Annotated in this window: 17 protein-coding genes; 11 read left to right on the top strand and 6 right to left on the bottom strand. The window is 56.0% G+C overall.

The window, feature by feature from the left end:
- Nucleotides 1–875: ATP-binding cassette domain-containing protein (locus tag ACF8AM_RS03450; RefSeq protein ID WP_392554293.1), on the bottom strand; the 875-nt coding region annotated here is incomplete at its 3' end.
- A gap of 243 nt (nucleotides 876–1118) precedes the next feature.
- On the opposite strand from ACF8AM_RS03450, the gene ACF8AM_RS03445 reads away from it, so the two are divergent.
- From ACF8AM_RS03445 to ACF8AM_RS03435, 3 genes are all read left to right on the top strand, one after another.
- On the top strand, nucleotides 1119–1568 hold the full coding sequence (locus ACF8AM_RS03445) for a YkgJ family cysteine cluster protein (protein ID WP_392554292.1): 450 nt from the start codon (nucleotides 1119–1121) through the stop codon (nucleotides 1566–1568).
- Between the two features lie 142 nt (nucleotides 1569–1710).
- Nucleotides 1711–2130, top strand: a complete 420-nt coding sequence (locus ACF8AM_RS03440; protein WP_392554291.1) for an HU family DNA-binding protein — start codon at nucleotides 1711–1713, stop codon at nucleotides 2128–2130.
- Nucleotides 2131–2162: 32 nt separating this feature from the next.
- A complete protein-coding gene (locus ACF8AM_RS03435; RefSeq protein ID WP_392554290.1) occupies nucleotides 2163–2444 on the top strand; it encodes a hypothetical protein in 282 nt (93 codons plus the stop codon).
- 115 nt (nucleotides 2445–2559) lie between these two features.
- Here ACF8AM_RS03435 and ACF8AM_RS03430 read toward each other — a convergent pair whose 3' ends face one another.
- Entirely contained in the window at nucleotides 2560–3027 is a 468-nt protein-coding gene (locus ACF8AM_RS03430; RefSeq protein ID WP_392554289.1) for a hypothetical protein, read from the bottom strand.
- 236 nt (nucleotides 3028–3263) lie between these two features.
- Between ACF8AM_RS03430 and ACF8AM_RS03425 the strand changes: the two genes are divergently transcribed.
- Nucleotides 3264–4307, top strand: coding sequence for an alpha/beta hydrolase (locus ACF8AM_RS03425; protein ID WP_392554288.1), 1044 nt, complete (start codon nucleotides 3264–3266; stop codon nucleotides 4305–4307).
- On the opposite strand, the gene ACF8AM_RS03420 is transcribed toward ACF8AM_RS03425, so the two are convergent.
- Nucleotides 4290–5021, bottom strand: coding sequence for a toprim domain-containing protein (locus tag ACF8AM_RS03420; RefSeq protein WP_392554287.1), 732 nt, complete (start codon nucleotides 5019–5021; stop codon nucleotides 4290–4292). The two genes, ACF8AM_RS03425 and ACF8AM_RS03420, sit on opposite strands and share 18 nt — an antisense overlap.
- The gene (locus ACF8AM_RS03415; protein WP_392554286.1) at nucleotides 5018–6001 is read right to left on the bottom strand and encodes a serine/threonine-protein kinase; all 984 of its coding nucleotides are present in this window, start codon (nucleotides 5999–6001) and stop codon (nucleotides 5018–5020) included. Before ACF8AM_RS03415 ends, ACF8AM_RS03420 begins: the two co-directional genes overlap by 4 nt.
- A 312-nt stretch (nucleotides 6002–6313) precedes the next feature.
- Between ACF8AM_RS03415 and ACF8AM_RS03410 the strand changes: the two genes are divergently transcribed.
- The 4 genes from ACF8AM_RS03410 (at nucleotide 6314) to ACF8AM_RS03395 (ending at nucleotide 10240) form a co-directional block, all read left to right on the top strand.
- Nucleotides 6314–6607, top strand: coding sequence for a hypothetical protein (locus tag ACF8AM_RS03410; RefSeq protein WP_392554285.1), 294 nt, complete (start codon nucleotides 6314–6316; stop codon nucleotides 6605–6607).
- Nucleotides 6604–7959 carry a DUF4832 domain-containing protein gene (locus tag ACF8AM_RS03405; RefSeq protein WP_392554284.1) on the top strand — a complete coding sequence of 452 codons (1356 nt, stop codon included), beginning with the start codon at nucleotides 6604–6606 and terminating at the stop codon, nucleotides 7957–7959. Before ACF8AM_RS03410 ends, ACF8AM_RS03405 begins: the two co-directional genes overlap by 4 nt.
- An 87-nt stretch (nucleotides 7960–8046) precedes the next feature.
- The gene (locus ACF8AM_RS03400) at nucleotides 8047–9012 is read left to right on the top strand and encodes a pseudouridine synthase (protein ID WP_392554283.1); all 966 of its coding nucleotides are present in this window, start codon (nucleotides 8047–8049) and stop codon (nucleotides 9010–9012) included.
- A 151-nt stretch (nucleotides 9013–9163) separates the two neighbouring features.
- The gene (locus ACF8AM_RS03395; protein WP_392554282.1) at nucleotides 9164–10240 is read left to right on the top strand and encodes a Gfo/Idh/MocA family protein; all 1077 of its coding nucleotides are present in this window, start codon (nucleotides 9164–9166) and stop codon (nucleotides 10238–10240) included.
- 29 nt (nucleotides 10241–10269) lie between these two features.
- On the opposite strand, the gene ACF8AM_RS03390 is transcribed toward ACF8AM_RS03395, so the two are convergent.
- Nucleotides 10270–10770: a GNAT family N-acetyltransferase gene (locus tag ACF8AM_RS03390; protein WP_392554281.1), complete on the bottom strand. Its 501-nt coding sequence runs from the start codon at nucleotides 10768–10770 to the stop codon at nucleotides 10270–10272.
- A 527-nt stretch (nucleotides 10771–11297) separates the two neighbouring features.
- Between ACF8AM_RS03390 and ACF8AM_RS03385 the strand changes: the two genes are divergently transcribed.
- Nucleotides 11298–12329 (top strand): DUF1559 domain-containing protein, encoded by a 1032-nt coding sequence (locus ACF8AM_RS03385; RefSeq protein ID WP_392554280.1) that lies wholly within the window; start codon nucleotides 11298–11300, stop codon nucleotides 12327–12329.
- A 173-nt stretch (nucleotides 12330–12502) separates the two neighbouring features.
- Here the strand turns inward: ACF8AM_RS03385 and ACF8AM_RS03380 are convergent, their stop codons facing one another.
- Nucleotides 12503–12724, bottom strand: a complete 222-nt coding sequence (locus ACF8AM_RS03380; RefSeq protein ID WP_392554279.1) for a hypothetical protein — start codon at nucleotides 12722–12724, stop codon at nucleotides 12503–12505.
- On the opposite strand from ACF8AM_RS03380, the gene ACF8AM_RS03375 reads away from it, so the two are divergent.
- Together ACF8AM_RS03375 and ACF8AM_RS03370 are read left to right on the top strand one after the other, a co-directional pair.
- Nucleotides 12723–13007 carry a hypothetical protein gene (locus ACF8AM_RS03375; protein WP_392554278.1) on the top strand — a complete coding sequence of 95 codons (285 nt, stop codon included), beginning with the start codon at nucleotides 12723–12725 and terminating at the stop codon, nucleotides 13005–13007. The two genes, ACF8AM_RS03380 and ACF8AM_RS03375, sit on opposite strands and share 2 nt — an antisense overlap.
- An 82-nt stretch (nucleotides 13008–13089) precedes the next feature.
- Nucleotides 13090–14502 (top strand): family 20 glycosylhydrolase (locus ACF8AM_RS03370; RefSeq protein WP_392554277.1); only part of this gene is annotated, 1413 nt, incomplete at its 3' end.

Here is a 14502-nt window from a genome sequence, read left to right as displayed (position 1 = left end):
GCCCACTTCACGCTGGGCACCACGGGTCGGGCGTCCCAGGGAAGCCTCGCGGCCGCGACGAGGCTGCGTCCCGTCGAATCGAGAAACCGTTCCGCGCCGCGTTGGACAACCTTCCGTGGACTCGACGTTTGTTCGGCCCCCGCTTCGTTGAGCTGCGACGGCGAGAGCGCCACCGATTCCATTTGCTCGGCCACATGGTCCCACTGAGACGGCTCAACTCGGCGGATCGTTTTCCCAGCCGAATCGAACAACAGAACTTCATCGGCGATCGGCAACAACGTTTCGTAATCGTGCGTCACCACGATGCTGGTACGGCCAAACCGACTTTGTGTTTCGCGAATTAGATCTGCAACGCGTTTTCCCGTCGCTGAATCCAACCCCGAGGTCGGTTCGTCGTAGAGAATGATTTCCGGGGCGGACGCCAAGGTGCGAGCGATCGCCAAACGTTGCTTTTGACCGCCACTGAGCGCTGCAACAGGAGTCGACGCGGGAACGCCCAGAAACTCCAACCAATCCGATGCACTGTGCTGCGGGGTATCGCCAAGATCCGCACGATGATCGATCGCGAATTGAACGTTCGCGGTTGGCGAGAGCTCGTCGAACAAGGCGAATTGTTGAAAAACGATCCCCGTTCGCGGCATCGTTTCCGATTCAACCGACTCGCCACGCCAATGGATGTCGCCACTCCACTGAATCGCGTCGCCGTGTCGGGGCAGTATCCCCGCGAGAACTCGAAGCAGGACGCTCTTTCCGGCTCCACTTCCACCGACCAACACCGTGATCTTGCCATCCGGGAACGCCAGATGAGCGTCTTGCAGCAACGTGCGATTGCCAGCCGACACACACAAATGATCGAGAGTCAAAGCGTCAGACAAAACGAACCGCCAAGTTGCTGTCATCCATGCTGTGCGAAAGGGTTTGTGGAAAGATCGACACGCAATTCCTTGGTCGTGCGTCGCCAGAAACCAATCAGAGCGTCGACGCAGCGACACAGGTGAGTTTACGCATGTGCGTGTACGCTCGCCATTGGACACCGCCAGACAAACTCGACGAATCGCCCGTGCACCGGTTAAGCTCTGTCTTTGCTTTCCACTTCATTTCACCCGCACTCGATCGCCGTGGCCAAACGTCCCGCTCAACCGCGCCCCCAAACCAAGTCCGCTCCCTGGTACGCCGATGGATTGCGTTTCGAATGCACTCAGTGCGGCGAGTGCTGCAGCGGTGAACCCGGTTATGTATTCGTCGACGAGCACGAAATTGAGGCGTTGGCCCAGGAAATGAAGCTCGACCGAGACGCTTTTGAAGACAAATTTCTGCGTCGGGTCGGAAAACAAATCAGCTTGATCGAATACCCCGACGGCGACTGCATTTTCCTGGACCCCAAGTCGCGACGATGTATGGTTTACAACGCTCGCCCAATTCAGTGCCGAACCTGGCCGTTTTGGGACAGCACGCTCGCCGACCCCACGGATTGGGAGGAAACCTGCCAGTCCTGCCCGGGGGCCGGAAAAGGCAAACTGTACCATTTCGACGAAATCGAGATTCGCCGGAAAGAAAAGTCGGTTTGATTGAAGTGTAACGGTTATGACGGTCGATACGGTTCTACATGGACCGCACCTCGTTCGCTTCGGCGGCTTGACCGGTCCCGACTTGAAACCTAAGCTGCCTTTGTAAGTCCATCATTCACAATGGTTTGCGGAGCCAGCCGGGGTGACAAAAAAAGAAATCGTGCGCGTCATTTCCGAGGAACTCGGGCTGACTCAGCAGGAAACCAAAGAGGTCGTGCAGCGGACGTTTGATTCGATCGTCGAAACCTTGGTGCGGGAAGGCCGCATTGAACTGAGGAATTTCGGCGTGTTCGAGGTCAAACCGCGAGCTGCTCGAAAAGCACGCAATCCAAAGACGGGACAACAAGTCGACGTGCCCGAAAAGTACGTCGTCACGTTCAAACCCGGCAAGGTGATGGAACAACGCGTCCGGCAACTGTCCAGTGACAACCTGCCTGACACTTGGGTCATGCCAGTGGACCATGTGCCGAACTCCGGTTCTGCCGAGCATCCGAACGAAACCGACGACTCGAACCGTCCGCCAAACAGCCCCCCCAACAGCCCTTCGGGCAGTTGGCAATAGAACGCACCGACAAGTTCACGGAGGAACTGACGATGAATAGCTCGCAAGCGACCGCGAAAACGAATTCCGCAGCCCGTCATGGCAAACGATCCGTCATGAGCCGTTTGGTTCTGGGGTGTGTTCTGATGGCCGGCTTGGCAACCTCCGTTGGCTGCTTTGTGCCGATCTACTCCAGTCGCCCTGAACGCCGCGTTCAACAATTGTTGTACACCTCGGAAGACCTGCGATCATTGGTCGGCGAATGGGAACGCTTTTGGTTCCTGGATTCGCCTTCGCACATGACCCCCATCCGTACTCACGGTGGCGTGCTCTAGGGCACCCAAGGGTTTGAAACAGCGAGGTTTCCGTTGAACTTCGCTGTCATCATCAAGCGATGAAAAGCCCACCCGGGCTTTGACCATCGGACGAGTGCTTTCCCAACCCAGCCATTTAAGCTGAGAGAGACACGTTCGGCTGCATCCGCCGAATGAAGTGTCGACCGGGCCAGTCCAACAGATGCCTCTCCCAACCGGCTCGTTTCAGATGTCGGTCCGTGATGCGTGCGTTGCTGACGTGAGCCACAATTGCGTGGGCCTTCCGCAACCGCGCGATTTCTTCGAGCACCTGAAACGCTCCGATCGCTGTGGCGTACCCGGTCGCATTACCGCTGCGAACGTAGTCCAGCGTCATGAACGCCCGCATCCCTCGCGGCACGTGGTAGTCGAGACAACAAACGTCTCCTTCGAGCGCCGCGAATTTGGCTTGCCACCAGACCTGAGCCACCGAGACGGGACTGCGCATGCCATGTTGCTCAATCCGTTCCAGTGCTCCATCGCGCATCACAATCCGACCGCAACGAATTCGCGAGATCGCACTCTCGTTGCTCTCGAGTCGTGAAAAGGTTCGGCGAATCCACATGGCGTGAGTTTTCGATGGCGAATGATTCGAACGTGGCGTCCTGGACACACAAGTGTCTGACCAGCGACAATTCAAAAGTGGGATGGGCTTCCAGCCTGTCATTCGCCTGAGTCTGAATGCGTGACTCACAAGCTGGAAGCGCATCCCACGATGCTGAACGATAGTCCAATCAAACCTAGCACGCGGTTCGTGTTGGTCTGTTTGAATGCCGTCACCGCCACGTCGCTAAGCCCACCATGCAAGACGAATCAGCCGCACAATCGAAACAAGCGTATCTTGCCAAACAAGTAAGCCTGGCCGACCGCGAAAGCGGCGAAGCGAACACGCAAGTCGCGGAACAAACCGGCAAACCCAAGGCCTCGGTCCGCCGCCGCATCCTGCGAACATCTGCTCTGCTGGCCGTCCTGTACGCAATCATTTGTGTGGGAATGGTCGTCATGGAAACTCGCCTGCTGTTTCCGGGTGCCTACTTCGACACCAGCGTGCTGATGGATCCCAATCGTTTTGCCGTGGACCATCCCACCCCTGGCGTCGTGGAAACGATCACTTACCCGGCGGTCGATGGTTCGGATCTCCAAAGCCGATTGCTGATCCGCGAAGATGCTGAAGACGTGATCCTGTTCTTGCACGGCAACGGCATCCACGCTGACGAAATGGATGGCTGGACTCGCCGATTGTCGGACAGTTGGAACGCGACCGTTCTGACCGCCGAATACCGAGGCTTTCAACGCGACGAGTTCACGCCCACTGAAACGAGCACGATTGAAGACGCCGTCAGTGCCATCGACGCACTCTCGGAAACCACCGGCACTCCCGTGCCCAACATCATCGTCTATGGTCGGTCGCTCGGAGGCGGTGTCGCTTGTGGATTGGTTTCGGCGCTGCACGAACGAGGCGACTCGATCGAGGCCTTGCTGCTCGACCGAACCTTCGACAGTGCGGCCAGCGTTGGAGCCGACCGTTTCTTTTTCTTGCCGGTTCGCTGGTTGATGACGAACCAGTACGACAGTGTGCAAGCCCTTCAAGACTACGAGGGTGTGTTGGTCCAAATTCACGGCACGCCCGACCGCATTGTGCCACGAAAAAACGGACGGACGTTGCACGATGCGGTATCGCTGAAACACAAGGAATGGATCGAGCTACCGAACATGTTCCACAATGATCGCTTGCCAACGAAGACGTTGGACGAAGCAGGACAGAAACTCAAACTGCTTCGTACGAAAGCGTTCGATAAACTGGATGGAACGGCAACCGACGATGCTTCAGCCACCGCTGAATAGACGCACCGCCGCGGAAGCCTCTTCTCGGCTCATTTCATCAGCCGCGCGCGTGTTAGGTTGCACGCAACATGTCCGCAGAACCTCCGGTGGAATGCTGCCCAAACCTCGGTGCCGAAATCGTTCGTAATTCGACACGCCCGCTTCCGCCAACTTCGCCTCCATCCGTTGCGCATGATCGGGGTTGGATGCCACCAGCGTTCGTTCCTGAACGCCCGAGTCCACTGTCTTGACTCCGCGGATCCGGAATAGAAACATCGGCGGACGCACCACCCAAATTCGATGCTGGTCGAACAACCGCGGCGCAAAGCGGAGCAAAAACCCCAACACCAGGACGCCACAATGAATCCCGTCTGCGTCAGGATCCATCAACACCACCAACCGAGCGTAGCGGCAGGTCTCCGCCGAACTCAACGCAGCGCCCCAATCTTCGCCCGCGCGGACCCGGTGATCAAGCAGCGTGGCAGCGAACCGAGTCAGCACCTCATTCCGCAGAACAACCGAGCGGCTGGACTTCGCGACGTTCATCGGTTTGCCTTGCAAAGCAAGGATGGATTGCCGCGTCGTGTCACGGACTTGATTGACGGATTTCGCCGCGCTGTCGCCTTCCACAACAATCAATTCCGTCTGATCTGGCGTGACTCCCGTCCGCTCAGGATCATCGACCGGATAGTGCACCGGGGCTTTGCCGTAGGGTGCATAATAGGGACCGTTCACGACACCGTGATGGCCAACGCTCGGATATCCGCGATCAGCTCGCGCATCGATTGATAGCGATCCGCAGGACGTTTCGCGATCGCTTTCATCACGACCGCATCGACTTCCTTTGGAATTCCATACTGCGGCGACTTCTCACTCGGCGGCGGGACATCCGCATGCTTGATATTGTCAAACGTTTCATCAATCGTTCTCCCACGGAAAGGCTCCCGAATTGCCAGCGACTCGTACAGCACCACGCCCGCACTGAAGATGTCGGTTCGCTCATCGATGCCACGATTCCCGTTGACCTGTTCTGGCGACATGTACAACGGCGTGCCAGGACGCTGGCCGCCACCGGTCAAGGTCTGAAGTTGTGTTTCCGTCTTGGTTTCGTGCCCTGGCTGCATTTGCTGGCGATGCAACGTCTGAGCGTCATCCGCATGCCCCCAAACTTTCGCGACTCCCCAATCCAACAAGATGACCTCGCCAAAGTTTCCAACCCAAATGTTTTCGGGTTTAACATCGCGATGGATCACCCCGCGAGCGTGAGCGTAGGCGAGTGCCTGGCAAGCGTCGGCGACAATTTCCAAACGTCGTTGCAAAGGAAAGGCGGCGACCGCGTGTTCATCTTTGCGAGCAATTCGTTTCAACGATTCGAACAGGTTCTCTCCCGAGATCCGCTTCATCGTGAAGTACACGCCTTCGATATCGTCATCGCCGATCTCATAAACCGGAACGGTGTTGGGGTGCTGCAATTGGGCCGTGACACGAGCCTCCCGCAACAAACGACGTCGCTCGTATCGATCGGTTCGAATTTCCGGAAGCAGCTTCTTGATGGCCACCGTCCGGCCGATCACCGAATCGACTCCAGCCTGCAAAACCGCTGTCGCTCCACGCGCCATTTCTCGCAGTCCCGTGTATCGCTTCAACCCGTGAGGAGGGGGCGACGGGATGTCGTTATCAGTGCCAGCCAGGATGATGGTCGATTCATTGCTCATCCTTGAATTGTATCGTGCACCTGCCAGTTCCGACCACCAGCCATCCTGTCGTCAAAAGCGACTCAGCCTCTTTTCACTCCCTTGTTTTTGGTCGCGTCATCCGATGGGAAACCATCCACTCAAACGCAAATGCCAACCAGGCGAATCGCTCAATATACACCGGCAATCAATACGACTTTGGCCAACTGGATCGAGTATCCTCAGGACCCGCACTGGCAACGACAACACGCCGTCGCATCACAGAGACACCGTCTTCGCGGTTCGGTCTTCGCCAATTTTTCATCGTCCACTCCCCCACGCCAAACCAAATCGATGACTCAATCCATCCCACCAGAAGGCCCTCATTCGCCGGGCGGCACGTCGCCCGCTGAAGACGACGACGCAACGCTGGTCACCGTGGCTGAACGCCCCACCGAACCGGCCGCCGCGGTCTTGGTCAACATCCTTGCCGACGCCGGCATTCGTGCGGTGGCAGTGGGAGGCTTCACCGCCGGTTTCGCTGCCGAAGCACCAGGTTGGGTGCAAGTCAAAACGTTCGAGCGCGATGCCGACAAGGCCCGCCAAATCATCGCCCAAATCAAACCTGAACCGTCTGACTTCGAATGATTCAAAATCCTGTTTGCCCATCGCCCTCCATGACCAAAGCCCAACCCATCGATTCACACTCGATCCTCCCCGTGCGTCTGCTTCGTTGCTTGTTGGTTGTGTGCTGGCTCAGCTTCAACGCTTTGTCCGCCCACTCGGCGTTGGGACAAGGACCGGCGGTTCCGTTGCCACTGACATCCGATGCCAACGATATTCAACCGATGACAGGCGTCGTTCTTTGGCATGACCACGAAGACGTTGCCACCGATGCGATTTCGATGGAGTTTCGATATTGCGGTTACGACGAAGTCGCGATCGGTCCCAACCGATGGGACTTCACGAAGGTTGAGCAAATTCTCGATGACATCGCCTCTCGATCACACCAAGCCGTGCTGCGATTTCGATTTGTCTACCCTGGCAAAACGACCACTGTCCCCGCGTTCATTCGCGAAGCTCAGGGCTACCACGAAACAGTCGCCAAGAGTGAGGGCAAGCGAACCCATTTCTGCGACTGGTCGAGCCCCGAGTTGCAACGATTCACACTGGATTTCTACACCGAGTTCGCCAAACGATACGATGCCGATCCGCGAATCGCGTTCCTTCAAACCGGCTTTGGACTGTGGTCGGAATATCACATCTACGACGGCCCAATGAAACTTGGCCAAACATTTCCATCCATGGAATTTCAATCCAAATTCTTGCGACATCTCGACCAGCAGTTTAACTCACTTCCCTGGATGATCAGCATCGATGCGGCTGACGACGAGTTCACTCCCATCGCTGGTGACGATTCCTTGCTGGCTCTTCAGTTCGGTTTGTTCGACGATTCGTTTCTTTCCAAATCTCATTCCAAATGGAACGCAAAGAACTGGCGGGCAATGGGCCGAGACCGATGGCACCGAACCGTCGGCGGCGGCGAGTTCAGCTACTACAATCGCCGCGACCAAAAGCTGGCTTTGGCCCCAACAGGTCCCCACGGAATCTCAGTGGAACAATCCTGTCGCGACTTCCACATCACCTTCATGATCGGGAACGATCAACCCACCTATCAACCGATCGAACGAATCCGTGAGGCTGGAGTGGCGATGGGTTATCGCTTCCGAGTCACCCAGGCAACGGTGTCCAAAACCAACCAGGGTTCCACAGTCGAACTGCAAGTCACCAACGATGGCGTCGCACCGATCTATCGCGATGCCTTTTTTGCACTCCGAGGCAAACGTTCCGAACAAACGCTGAAAGGGCTATTGCCCGGCGAAACAAGGTCTTTCACGATCGAGAACGTGTCTGGCAAGGTCATCGGGAAGGACATCGAGATTGAAAGCGATGCAATCTTACCCAATCAGGCCATCCAATTTTTCGCGGATCTGAAATAGAATGTGCGAGCAGAAGCACGCGACCGCCTGAGTCGGTCGCTCTTTTCAAGCTTCTTACACCGTTCGCCCTTCCATTGAAATCCATTCATGCCGCTGACTAGCGTTTCGACCACCGTTGATGAAACCAACGAGGGTCGTGTCGATATTATTGTCCGAGAACTGACCGAAACCTCCCGCAGCCAGGCTCGCGGAATGATCGATCACGGCTGCGTCATGATCAATGATTCGCCCTGCAAAAGCGTCGGCACCACGGTCAAAACCGGTGATTTGGTCTCCATCCGATACGACAAGCACCAGCGTTATCGTGAGAAGAAACGCCAGTGGGACGATCGCACGTTCGAGATTGTTTTTGAAGACGACCACATCATCGTCGTCAATAAATCGGCGGGGACATTGACCGTTCCGACCGATCGCGGGGAACCCAACAGTTTGGTCGATCGCGTTTCGATTTACCTGAGCCACTCCAAAGCGAGGAAGGAGGCCTTTGTCGTCCATCGCCTGGACCGCGAAACGTCGGGTTTGTTGGTATTCGCCAAACACGAACCCATCGCCGAGTTGCTGATCGAACAATTCAAGGACCGTCGCCCGATTCGCGTGTTCCATGCGATTGTCGCGGGAAATGTCGCCGAAGATGAGGGCACCTTCGAATCGCACTTGGCCACCGGAAGCAACTTGGATCGCTACGAAACCCGGCCGGGCAAAGACACCGATCAAGCGATCACCCACTACAAGGTCGTCCGACGATTGATGGAACGCGAATCCAGCCATGGAGAAGACACCACGCTGATCGAAGCGCAATTGGAAACGAGCAAACGCAACCAAGTTCGAGTGCAATTCGCCAACGCGGGTCATCCCGTCCTCGGCGACCCGCGATACAAACCCAAAGAAGCCACCCACGCGCGTTGGCATCGCAAACGCATGGCGCTGCACGCCAGCACTCTGGGGTTCTTCCATCCGGTTTCGGGCGAGCCCGTGAACTTTGACACGCCACTTCACAGTGCGATGGAAAAGTTTGTCGCTGGCGCACTTGGACGCAGTGGCTGCCCGGCTTAATTGCCCGCCCGAACGTCGGTGTCCGTCCTCACCACACCTGGTCCGGTCGACTTCTCGGGTGTGCCGGACACGACTTCGTTCGTTACACTCGGCACGCAAAGACCAAAAGAACAGGTCGGTTTTCCGATGGGATGCAGGACATAAGTGAACGATGATGAAACCTTGGCGGATCGCAGGAATCAATTTTTCTCACATGCACATGGGCGACTTGCTGCGGCAAGTCACCGAACACACCGACGGTGCATTGGTTGGAATTTGCGATTCCAATCGCGAGTCGATGCAAGCCGCGATCGATGCGTTGAACGTTCCTTCGGAGAATGTTTTCACCGACGAAATCGAGTGCGTCCGAGCCACACAACCTGATCTCGTGATCCTCTGCCCGCCCACCGGAGAGCATGCGGAATGGGTTGAGCGTCTTGCTCCTCTCAATGTCCATTTGTTGGTCGAAAAACCTTTCGCAGCGTCCTTGGCCGACGCGGATCGCATGATCGAGGCAATGCGTCCGACCGGAAAGCAATTGGTCATCAACTGGCCCGCTCGCTGGGACCGTGCCCACTACACGGCGTGGTGTTTGATCAACGAAGGCATCATCGGCGACGTCATCGAAGTGCACCACTACGGTGGAAATCGAGGCCCACTCTATCACGGCGCAGGCAAAGTCGAGTTTGAACCGACGGCAGAAGAGAAGCAACGCAGTTGGTGGTACAAGCTCGATTCTGGTGGCGGATCGCTACGGGATTATCTGGGTTACGGCGTGACCATGGGAACTTGGTTCAACGGCGGCAAGAAACCAATCGATGTGACCTGCGTGACGACCGGAACTGCCGGCCTGGAAGTCGACGAGCACAGCATCACGATCGCGAGATACGCCGATGGGATGTCGAAGTTCGAAACACGTTGGGGCACCTTCACTGATCCCTGGGTGCACCAACCCCAACCCAAATGTGGCTACGTGATCCGCGGAACTCACGGCACGATTTCCAGCGAAGACTATGCAGAAACGTTGCGGGTCCAAACCGATGCTCGCCCCGAGGGCTATGACCACCCGGTCAACGACCTGCCAACGGGCGAAACCAACGGAATCGAGTACACAATTTCGCGTCTGAACGGAGGCCTGCCGGTGGAAGGTCCCCTCTCACCGACCATCGCACGAATCGGCCAGCAGATCATCGAAACCGCGATTCAAAGCGCCGCTCAACAGAGAACATTGCCTCTGATTGACCGTTGAGATTCCGATCGTGATCGCCCCAGGGGTTCTCAAACAACAACCGTCCGCGAATCTTCTTCGCGGTCCCGGTCGAGGGAACAAAGCTGCATCGAGACTGTTTTTCCGCTTTCCAAAACTCGTGTCCCAATCGGCACAAACCCCATTTCTTGATGGAATCGAAGGGACGCTTCGTTGGGAGGTTCCCTGTCCATCTCCGCACAGACGCTCAACAAACCGAGCCGCTCTGCTTCTGCGAACAGATGGGCATAGAGTGAACGCCCGGCACCATGGCCGCGGCATTCACCGGACACCACGACTCGGTCGATATACAAAAACTTCCGAAGGCGTTCTTCGAACCAAGCGTAGTTCCCGTTGTCGTAACCACAGCCTTCTTCCATCGCCAGCACGAAACCGACAACCTTCTCTTCCAACACCACACTCAGGCGGATTGAGCTGAATTGATAAAGTTCGCGAAATCGTTCCGCATCCATCGGACTGGTGACCTCCACCACCGCCCGGTTCAATTCCAGAACAGCCTCGCAGTCCGCCATGGTCATTGTTCGAATCGTTGGAAACTTCAAAAAACTGTACCTCACGAAAAATGCAAATCAGGCAGCGTGCTTAAACGCCTTGAGAAGCCACCGCGTCCACACCATGTTGTTGCTCTCGGCTCTTCAGACGGGACCAGTTTGTCACCCCCCACGCCTCGAACCGGCAGGCAACATTGCGTTCGTTTTACGCATCCGTGCATCGTTTTTGAGCAGTCGCCCTGCAACAAAATCAACATACTTTTGACTCTGGGCAAGCAAGGCACACCCTTCGAAACCTTCTTGCAAATATAGACTTTGTCAGGTGATGAGTGGCCGGGAAAGTAGCTTTCTCTAGCAAGTGGTTACGGGGGCCAAAGTCACGCTGCGAAACGGGCTTTCTCTATAGGTTTTTAGCTCAAGAAAAAATTCCTTGTTGCGGCCCAAGCGTTGCTACCTGCGGTATCTCGAAAGCACTTTTCCTGCTTTGTGCGACGCGGTCAAGTTTTCTCCGCGCGCTTCATCTTTTGTCTTACCGAAGGGAATAATCAGTGAACAATCAGCAGAACACCGAATTGCCAAGACGCAGTGGTTTCACACTCGTCGAACTCCTCGTCGTCATTGCCATCATCGGTGTCCTTGTTGGCCTCCTTCTACCGGCTGTTCAATCAGCCCGTGAGGCGGCTCGTCGTATGCAGTGCAGCAACAACATGCGGCAGTTGGCACTCGCCTGCCACAACTACGAGAGCACTTATAAGCAATTCCCCGCTTCGGCCGACAACAGTGACTTTGTTGGTGTGGGACGCACTTGGATCCGAGGCGTGCTTCCCTACCTGGAACAATCGGCATTGGATTCCAACGACTTGGAAATCTATGGCCCGACATTTGATGCAGAGGCCATTCTGACGGAAGTCCCTATGCTCAATTGCCCAAGCGATCCACTGTCGTCGACCCCGGTCAATGTTGGCTTTGGTAGCTCCGTGATCGCAACCAGTGCCGGCACCAACTACTTTGGAAACGCGGGGCACTACGGGCGATCCTCCAACCAATACCACGGAACCGACGCGTCTGGATTCAACGGTTTTCCCGCCGCATTCAAGTACTCCGCCGACGGAATGTTCCACAGCCAAGGCTCCGCTTACGGACCAGTCCGATTCGCGTCTGTCATCGACGGTACCAGCAACACATTGTTGATCGGCGAGCGTGGGCTGTTCCCCGCCAAACCAGGCACAGTTCAATCGGGCGGTTGGTTGACAACTTTCACGGGTGCTCCCTTTGGCATGGGCCACTCTGTGCTGTGCTATGACTCGCCGGACGAAGCGGGCGGTGGGTTCGTTCCATACTACGGTTTCCCTGTTGATTCCGATGGCAACGGGGGTCTGCTGAACGACAACGATCTAACCGGCGGTCTCGGAAACTCACCCGACAACGACGAACACTTCTTCTTCAGCTACCATCCCGGCGGATCGCATTTTGTGATGACGGATGGCTCGACCAAATTCGTCACCTATTCGGTCGCCCAAGACGTGTTGACGGCTTTCTTGACCAAAGCAGGCCACGAAGTCAACACATTTGAACCATAGGTTGGTTCTGCGGAGCGACCACAATCGCCTCGTTCCATCCTGCCGTCGTGTGCGTGTTCCGGTCGGTCCCACTGAACAACGTTCCCACTCGCGTGATCGTGGGGGAATCGGCCGACAACGGCATTTCATCCCGGCGTCCTATTGTTGGACGCCGGGTCTCGTTTTCCATTCCATCACTGCCAATTCATCTTCTTCAGAACCAAACTCATGTCACGCTTGCCATCCGCATCCCGTACGCTTTCCTCGATCTTGTTTCTGTGTATTCTCAGCACCTTTGTTGCTTGTGGTCCGTCCGGGATCAGCCTTTCGGGTACCGCCACAGTGGACGGAACGCCCATCGAGAAAGGAAAAATCAGTTTGGTACCCAAGGCGAATGTTGATTCGCCAACTGCCATGGCACCCATCATCGATGGGAAATTCACAATTTCTCCTGAGACACAAATTCGCAAGGGAAGCTTCGACCTACGAGTCAGCATCACCGCCGATCGTGCTCCCAAGGCCCAATTGACATTCATAAAGGGTGGTGACAAGGGTGCCGTCGGTGCCGCGATCAGTCAGGCTCTCAAAGACGCGCCTCCAGCCGAAGAAAGCTTCACTTCCGAGCTGGAAGTCACCGAATCGACGGATGACATTCAGTTGGAATTTCAAAGAGAGGCGGCCCCCAAAAAACGACGCTAGCGCTCTTTCGAGCTGATAAGCTAGTTTGCCTCGAACGACTTGCACCTTTGCTTCTACATCCTCTGACTCCACCATTGTGCCCGTGATCCTTCGTTATTTTTTGCCATTCTTGTTGTTGGCGTCGACTGTTGCTGCAGCTGACTTTTCTTTCGTTCCTCCTCCCACCAAACTCGATTTGCAATCGGGGCCCGGATTGGTGCTCCCCAAAGTCCTGACGGCCAAGTCGGACGCCTCTGCGGCAGGAACTGACAACGCGGCGTGGGGCAACCATCTGGCCATCTTCGCAGAACGTCTGAAATGGATGACAGGTGGCACACATCAGGTCCATCTATCGGACGACGACGACGCATTGATCCACGTCAGTCAGTCGGCGGACCTCTCCCCCGAAACCTACTCAATTGCGGTCACGTCCGATCAAATTCAGGTGAAGGCTTCGACCGTCAAAGGATTGGCCCATGCCACCGCGACGCTGCTTCAATTGATTGGAACAAGCGATTCGAAAACCATTCCTCCCATGCAAATCGAGGACGCTCCCAAGCTCTCCTATCGCAATTTCATGATCGACATGGGGCGGAATCCGCACAGTGTTGAGCTACTGAAAGAAACGATTGATTTGCTGTGGTTCTACAAAGTGGACTCGGTCCAGTTGCACCTGACCGACGACCAGAGAATCGCTTTCCCGTCCACCGCGTATCCGAAACTTTGGGATGGCCTGATTTCGCTCTCCGAATTCCAAGAACTCGAGCGTTACGCAGTGGAACGTGGTGTCACGATCATTCCTGAACTGGAGGTCCCGGGACACTCCGAACTGCTCCGCCGAGTCTACCCAGAGGAGTTTGGCAAGACTGGAACAGAGTTGACCAAATCAGAAACCGCACTCCGGGCCATCAAGACACTGCTCGACGAAATGATGGCGGTCTTTTCCTCCTCGCCATACATTCACATCGGCGGCGACGAAGCGTTCGGGGTACCGGAAGACCTACAGCGTGAACTGATCAACAAACTGCACGCATACTTAAAGAGCAAAGGCAAGGAAACCTTGGTGTGGGAGGGACCGCGAGCCGGCAGCGGTGACAACCGGGTCCACCCAGAAGTCATCCATCTCAATTGGCGAACGATCAATTACCCTGCCGACGAAATGCTCCAAAATGGGCACCGTGTCATCAACGCGGCTTGGGACCCGTTGTACTTGGTGGACCACTACCCGCGAACCAATTTCACAATGACCTCGCCTCAGCACATCTATGAAACATTGTCGCTGACTCGATTTAAACACGTGAACCCGGACATCCCAACCTATGCCAATCCCATTGAGGTGGAACCGACCGACAAGCTAATAGGGTTTTGCATGCCGTGGTGGGAAGGCCGCGAGGAAAACTATGCGTCCCAAACGTTTCCGCGCTTGATTCCATTCGCCGAAGTGGCTTGGAACCCGGATTTGGAACGCGACTGGGATGACTTTGAAAGCCGTTCCTCGTCGACTGAAAAGGCACGG

Source organism: Rhodopirellula sp. JB055 (assembly GCF_043100905.1).
Classification (GTDB): Bacteria; Planctomycetota; Planctomycetia; order Pirellulales; family Pirellulaceae; genus Rhodopirellula.
The sequence above is the reverse complement of the archived record's forward strand: the minus strand, read 5'-3'. Positions and strand labels throughout refer to the sequence as shown.

Bases quoted from the DNA above. Each gene is read 5' to 3' on its own strand.
- ACF8AM_RS03395 (WP_392554282.1), top strand. From the start codon at position 9,164: ATGATGAAACCTTGGCGGATCGCAGGAATCAATTTTTCTCACATGCAC.
- ACF8AM_RS03430 (WP_392554289.1), bottom strand. From the start codon at position 3,027: ATGTGGATTCGCCGAACCTTTTCACGACTCGAGAGCAACGAGAGTGCG.
- ACF8AM_RS03400 (WP_392554283.1), top strand. From the start codon at position 8,047: ATGCCGCTGACTAGCGTTTCGACCACCGTTGATGAAACCAACGAGGGT.
- ACF8AM_RS03425 (WP_392554288.1), top strand. From the start codon at position 3,264: ATGCAAGACGAATCAGCCGCACAATCGAAACAAGCGTATCTTGCCAAA.
- ACF8AM_RS03375 (WP_392554278.1), top strand. From the start codon at position 12,723: ATGGCACCCATCATCGATGGGAAATTCACAATTTCTCCTGAGACACAA.
- ACF8AM_RS03390 (WP_392554281.1), bottom strand. From the start codon at position 10,770: ATGGCGGACTGCGAGGCTGTTCTGGAATTGAACCGGGCGGTGGTGGAG.
- ACF8AM_RS03380 (WP_392554279.1), bottom strand. From the start codon at position 12,724: ATGGCAGTTGGCGAATCAACATTCGCCTTGGGTACCAAACTGATTTTT.
- ACF8AM_RS03435 (WP_392554290.1), top strand. From the start codon at position 2,163: ATGAATAGCTCGCAAGCGACCGCGAAAACGAATTCCGCAGCCCGTCAT.
- ACF8AM_RS03410 (WP_392554285.1), top strand. From the start codon at position 6,314: ATGACTCAATCCATCCCACCAGAAGGCCCTCATTCGCCGGGCGGCACG.
- ACF8AM_RS03405 (WP_392554284.1), top strand. From the start codon at position 6,604: ATGATTCAAAATCCTGTTTGCCCATCGCCCTCCATGACCAAAGCCCAA.
- ACF8AM_RS03415 (WP_392554286.1), bottom strand. From the start codon at position 6,001: ATGAGCAATGAATCGACCATCATCCTGGCTGGCACTGATAACGACATC.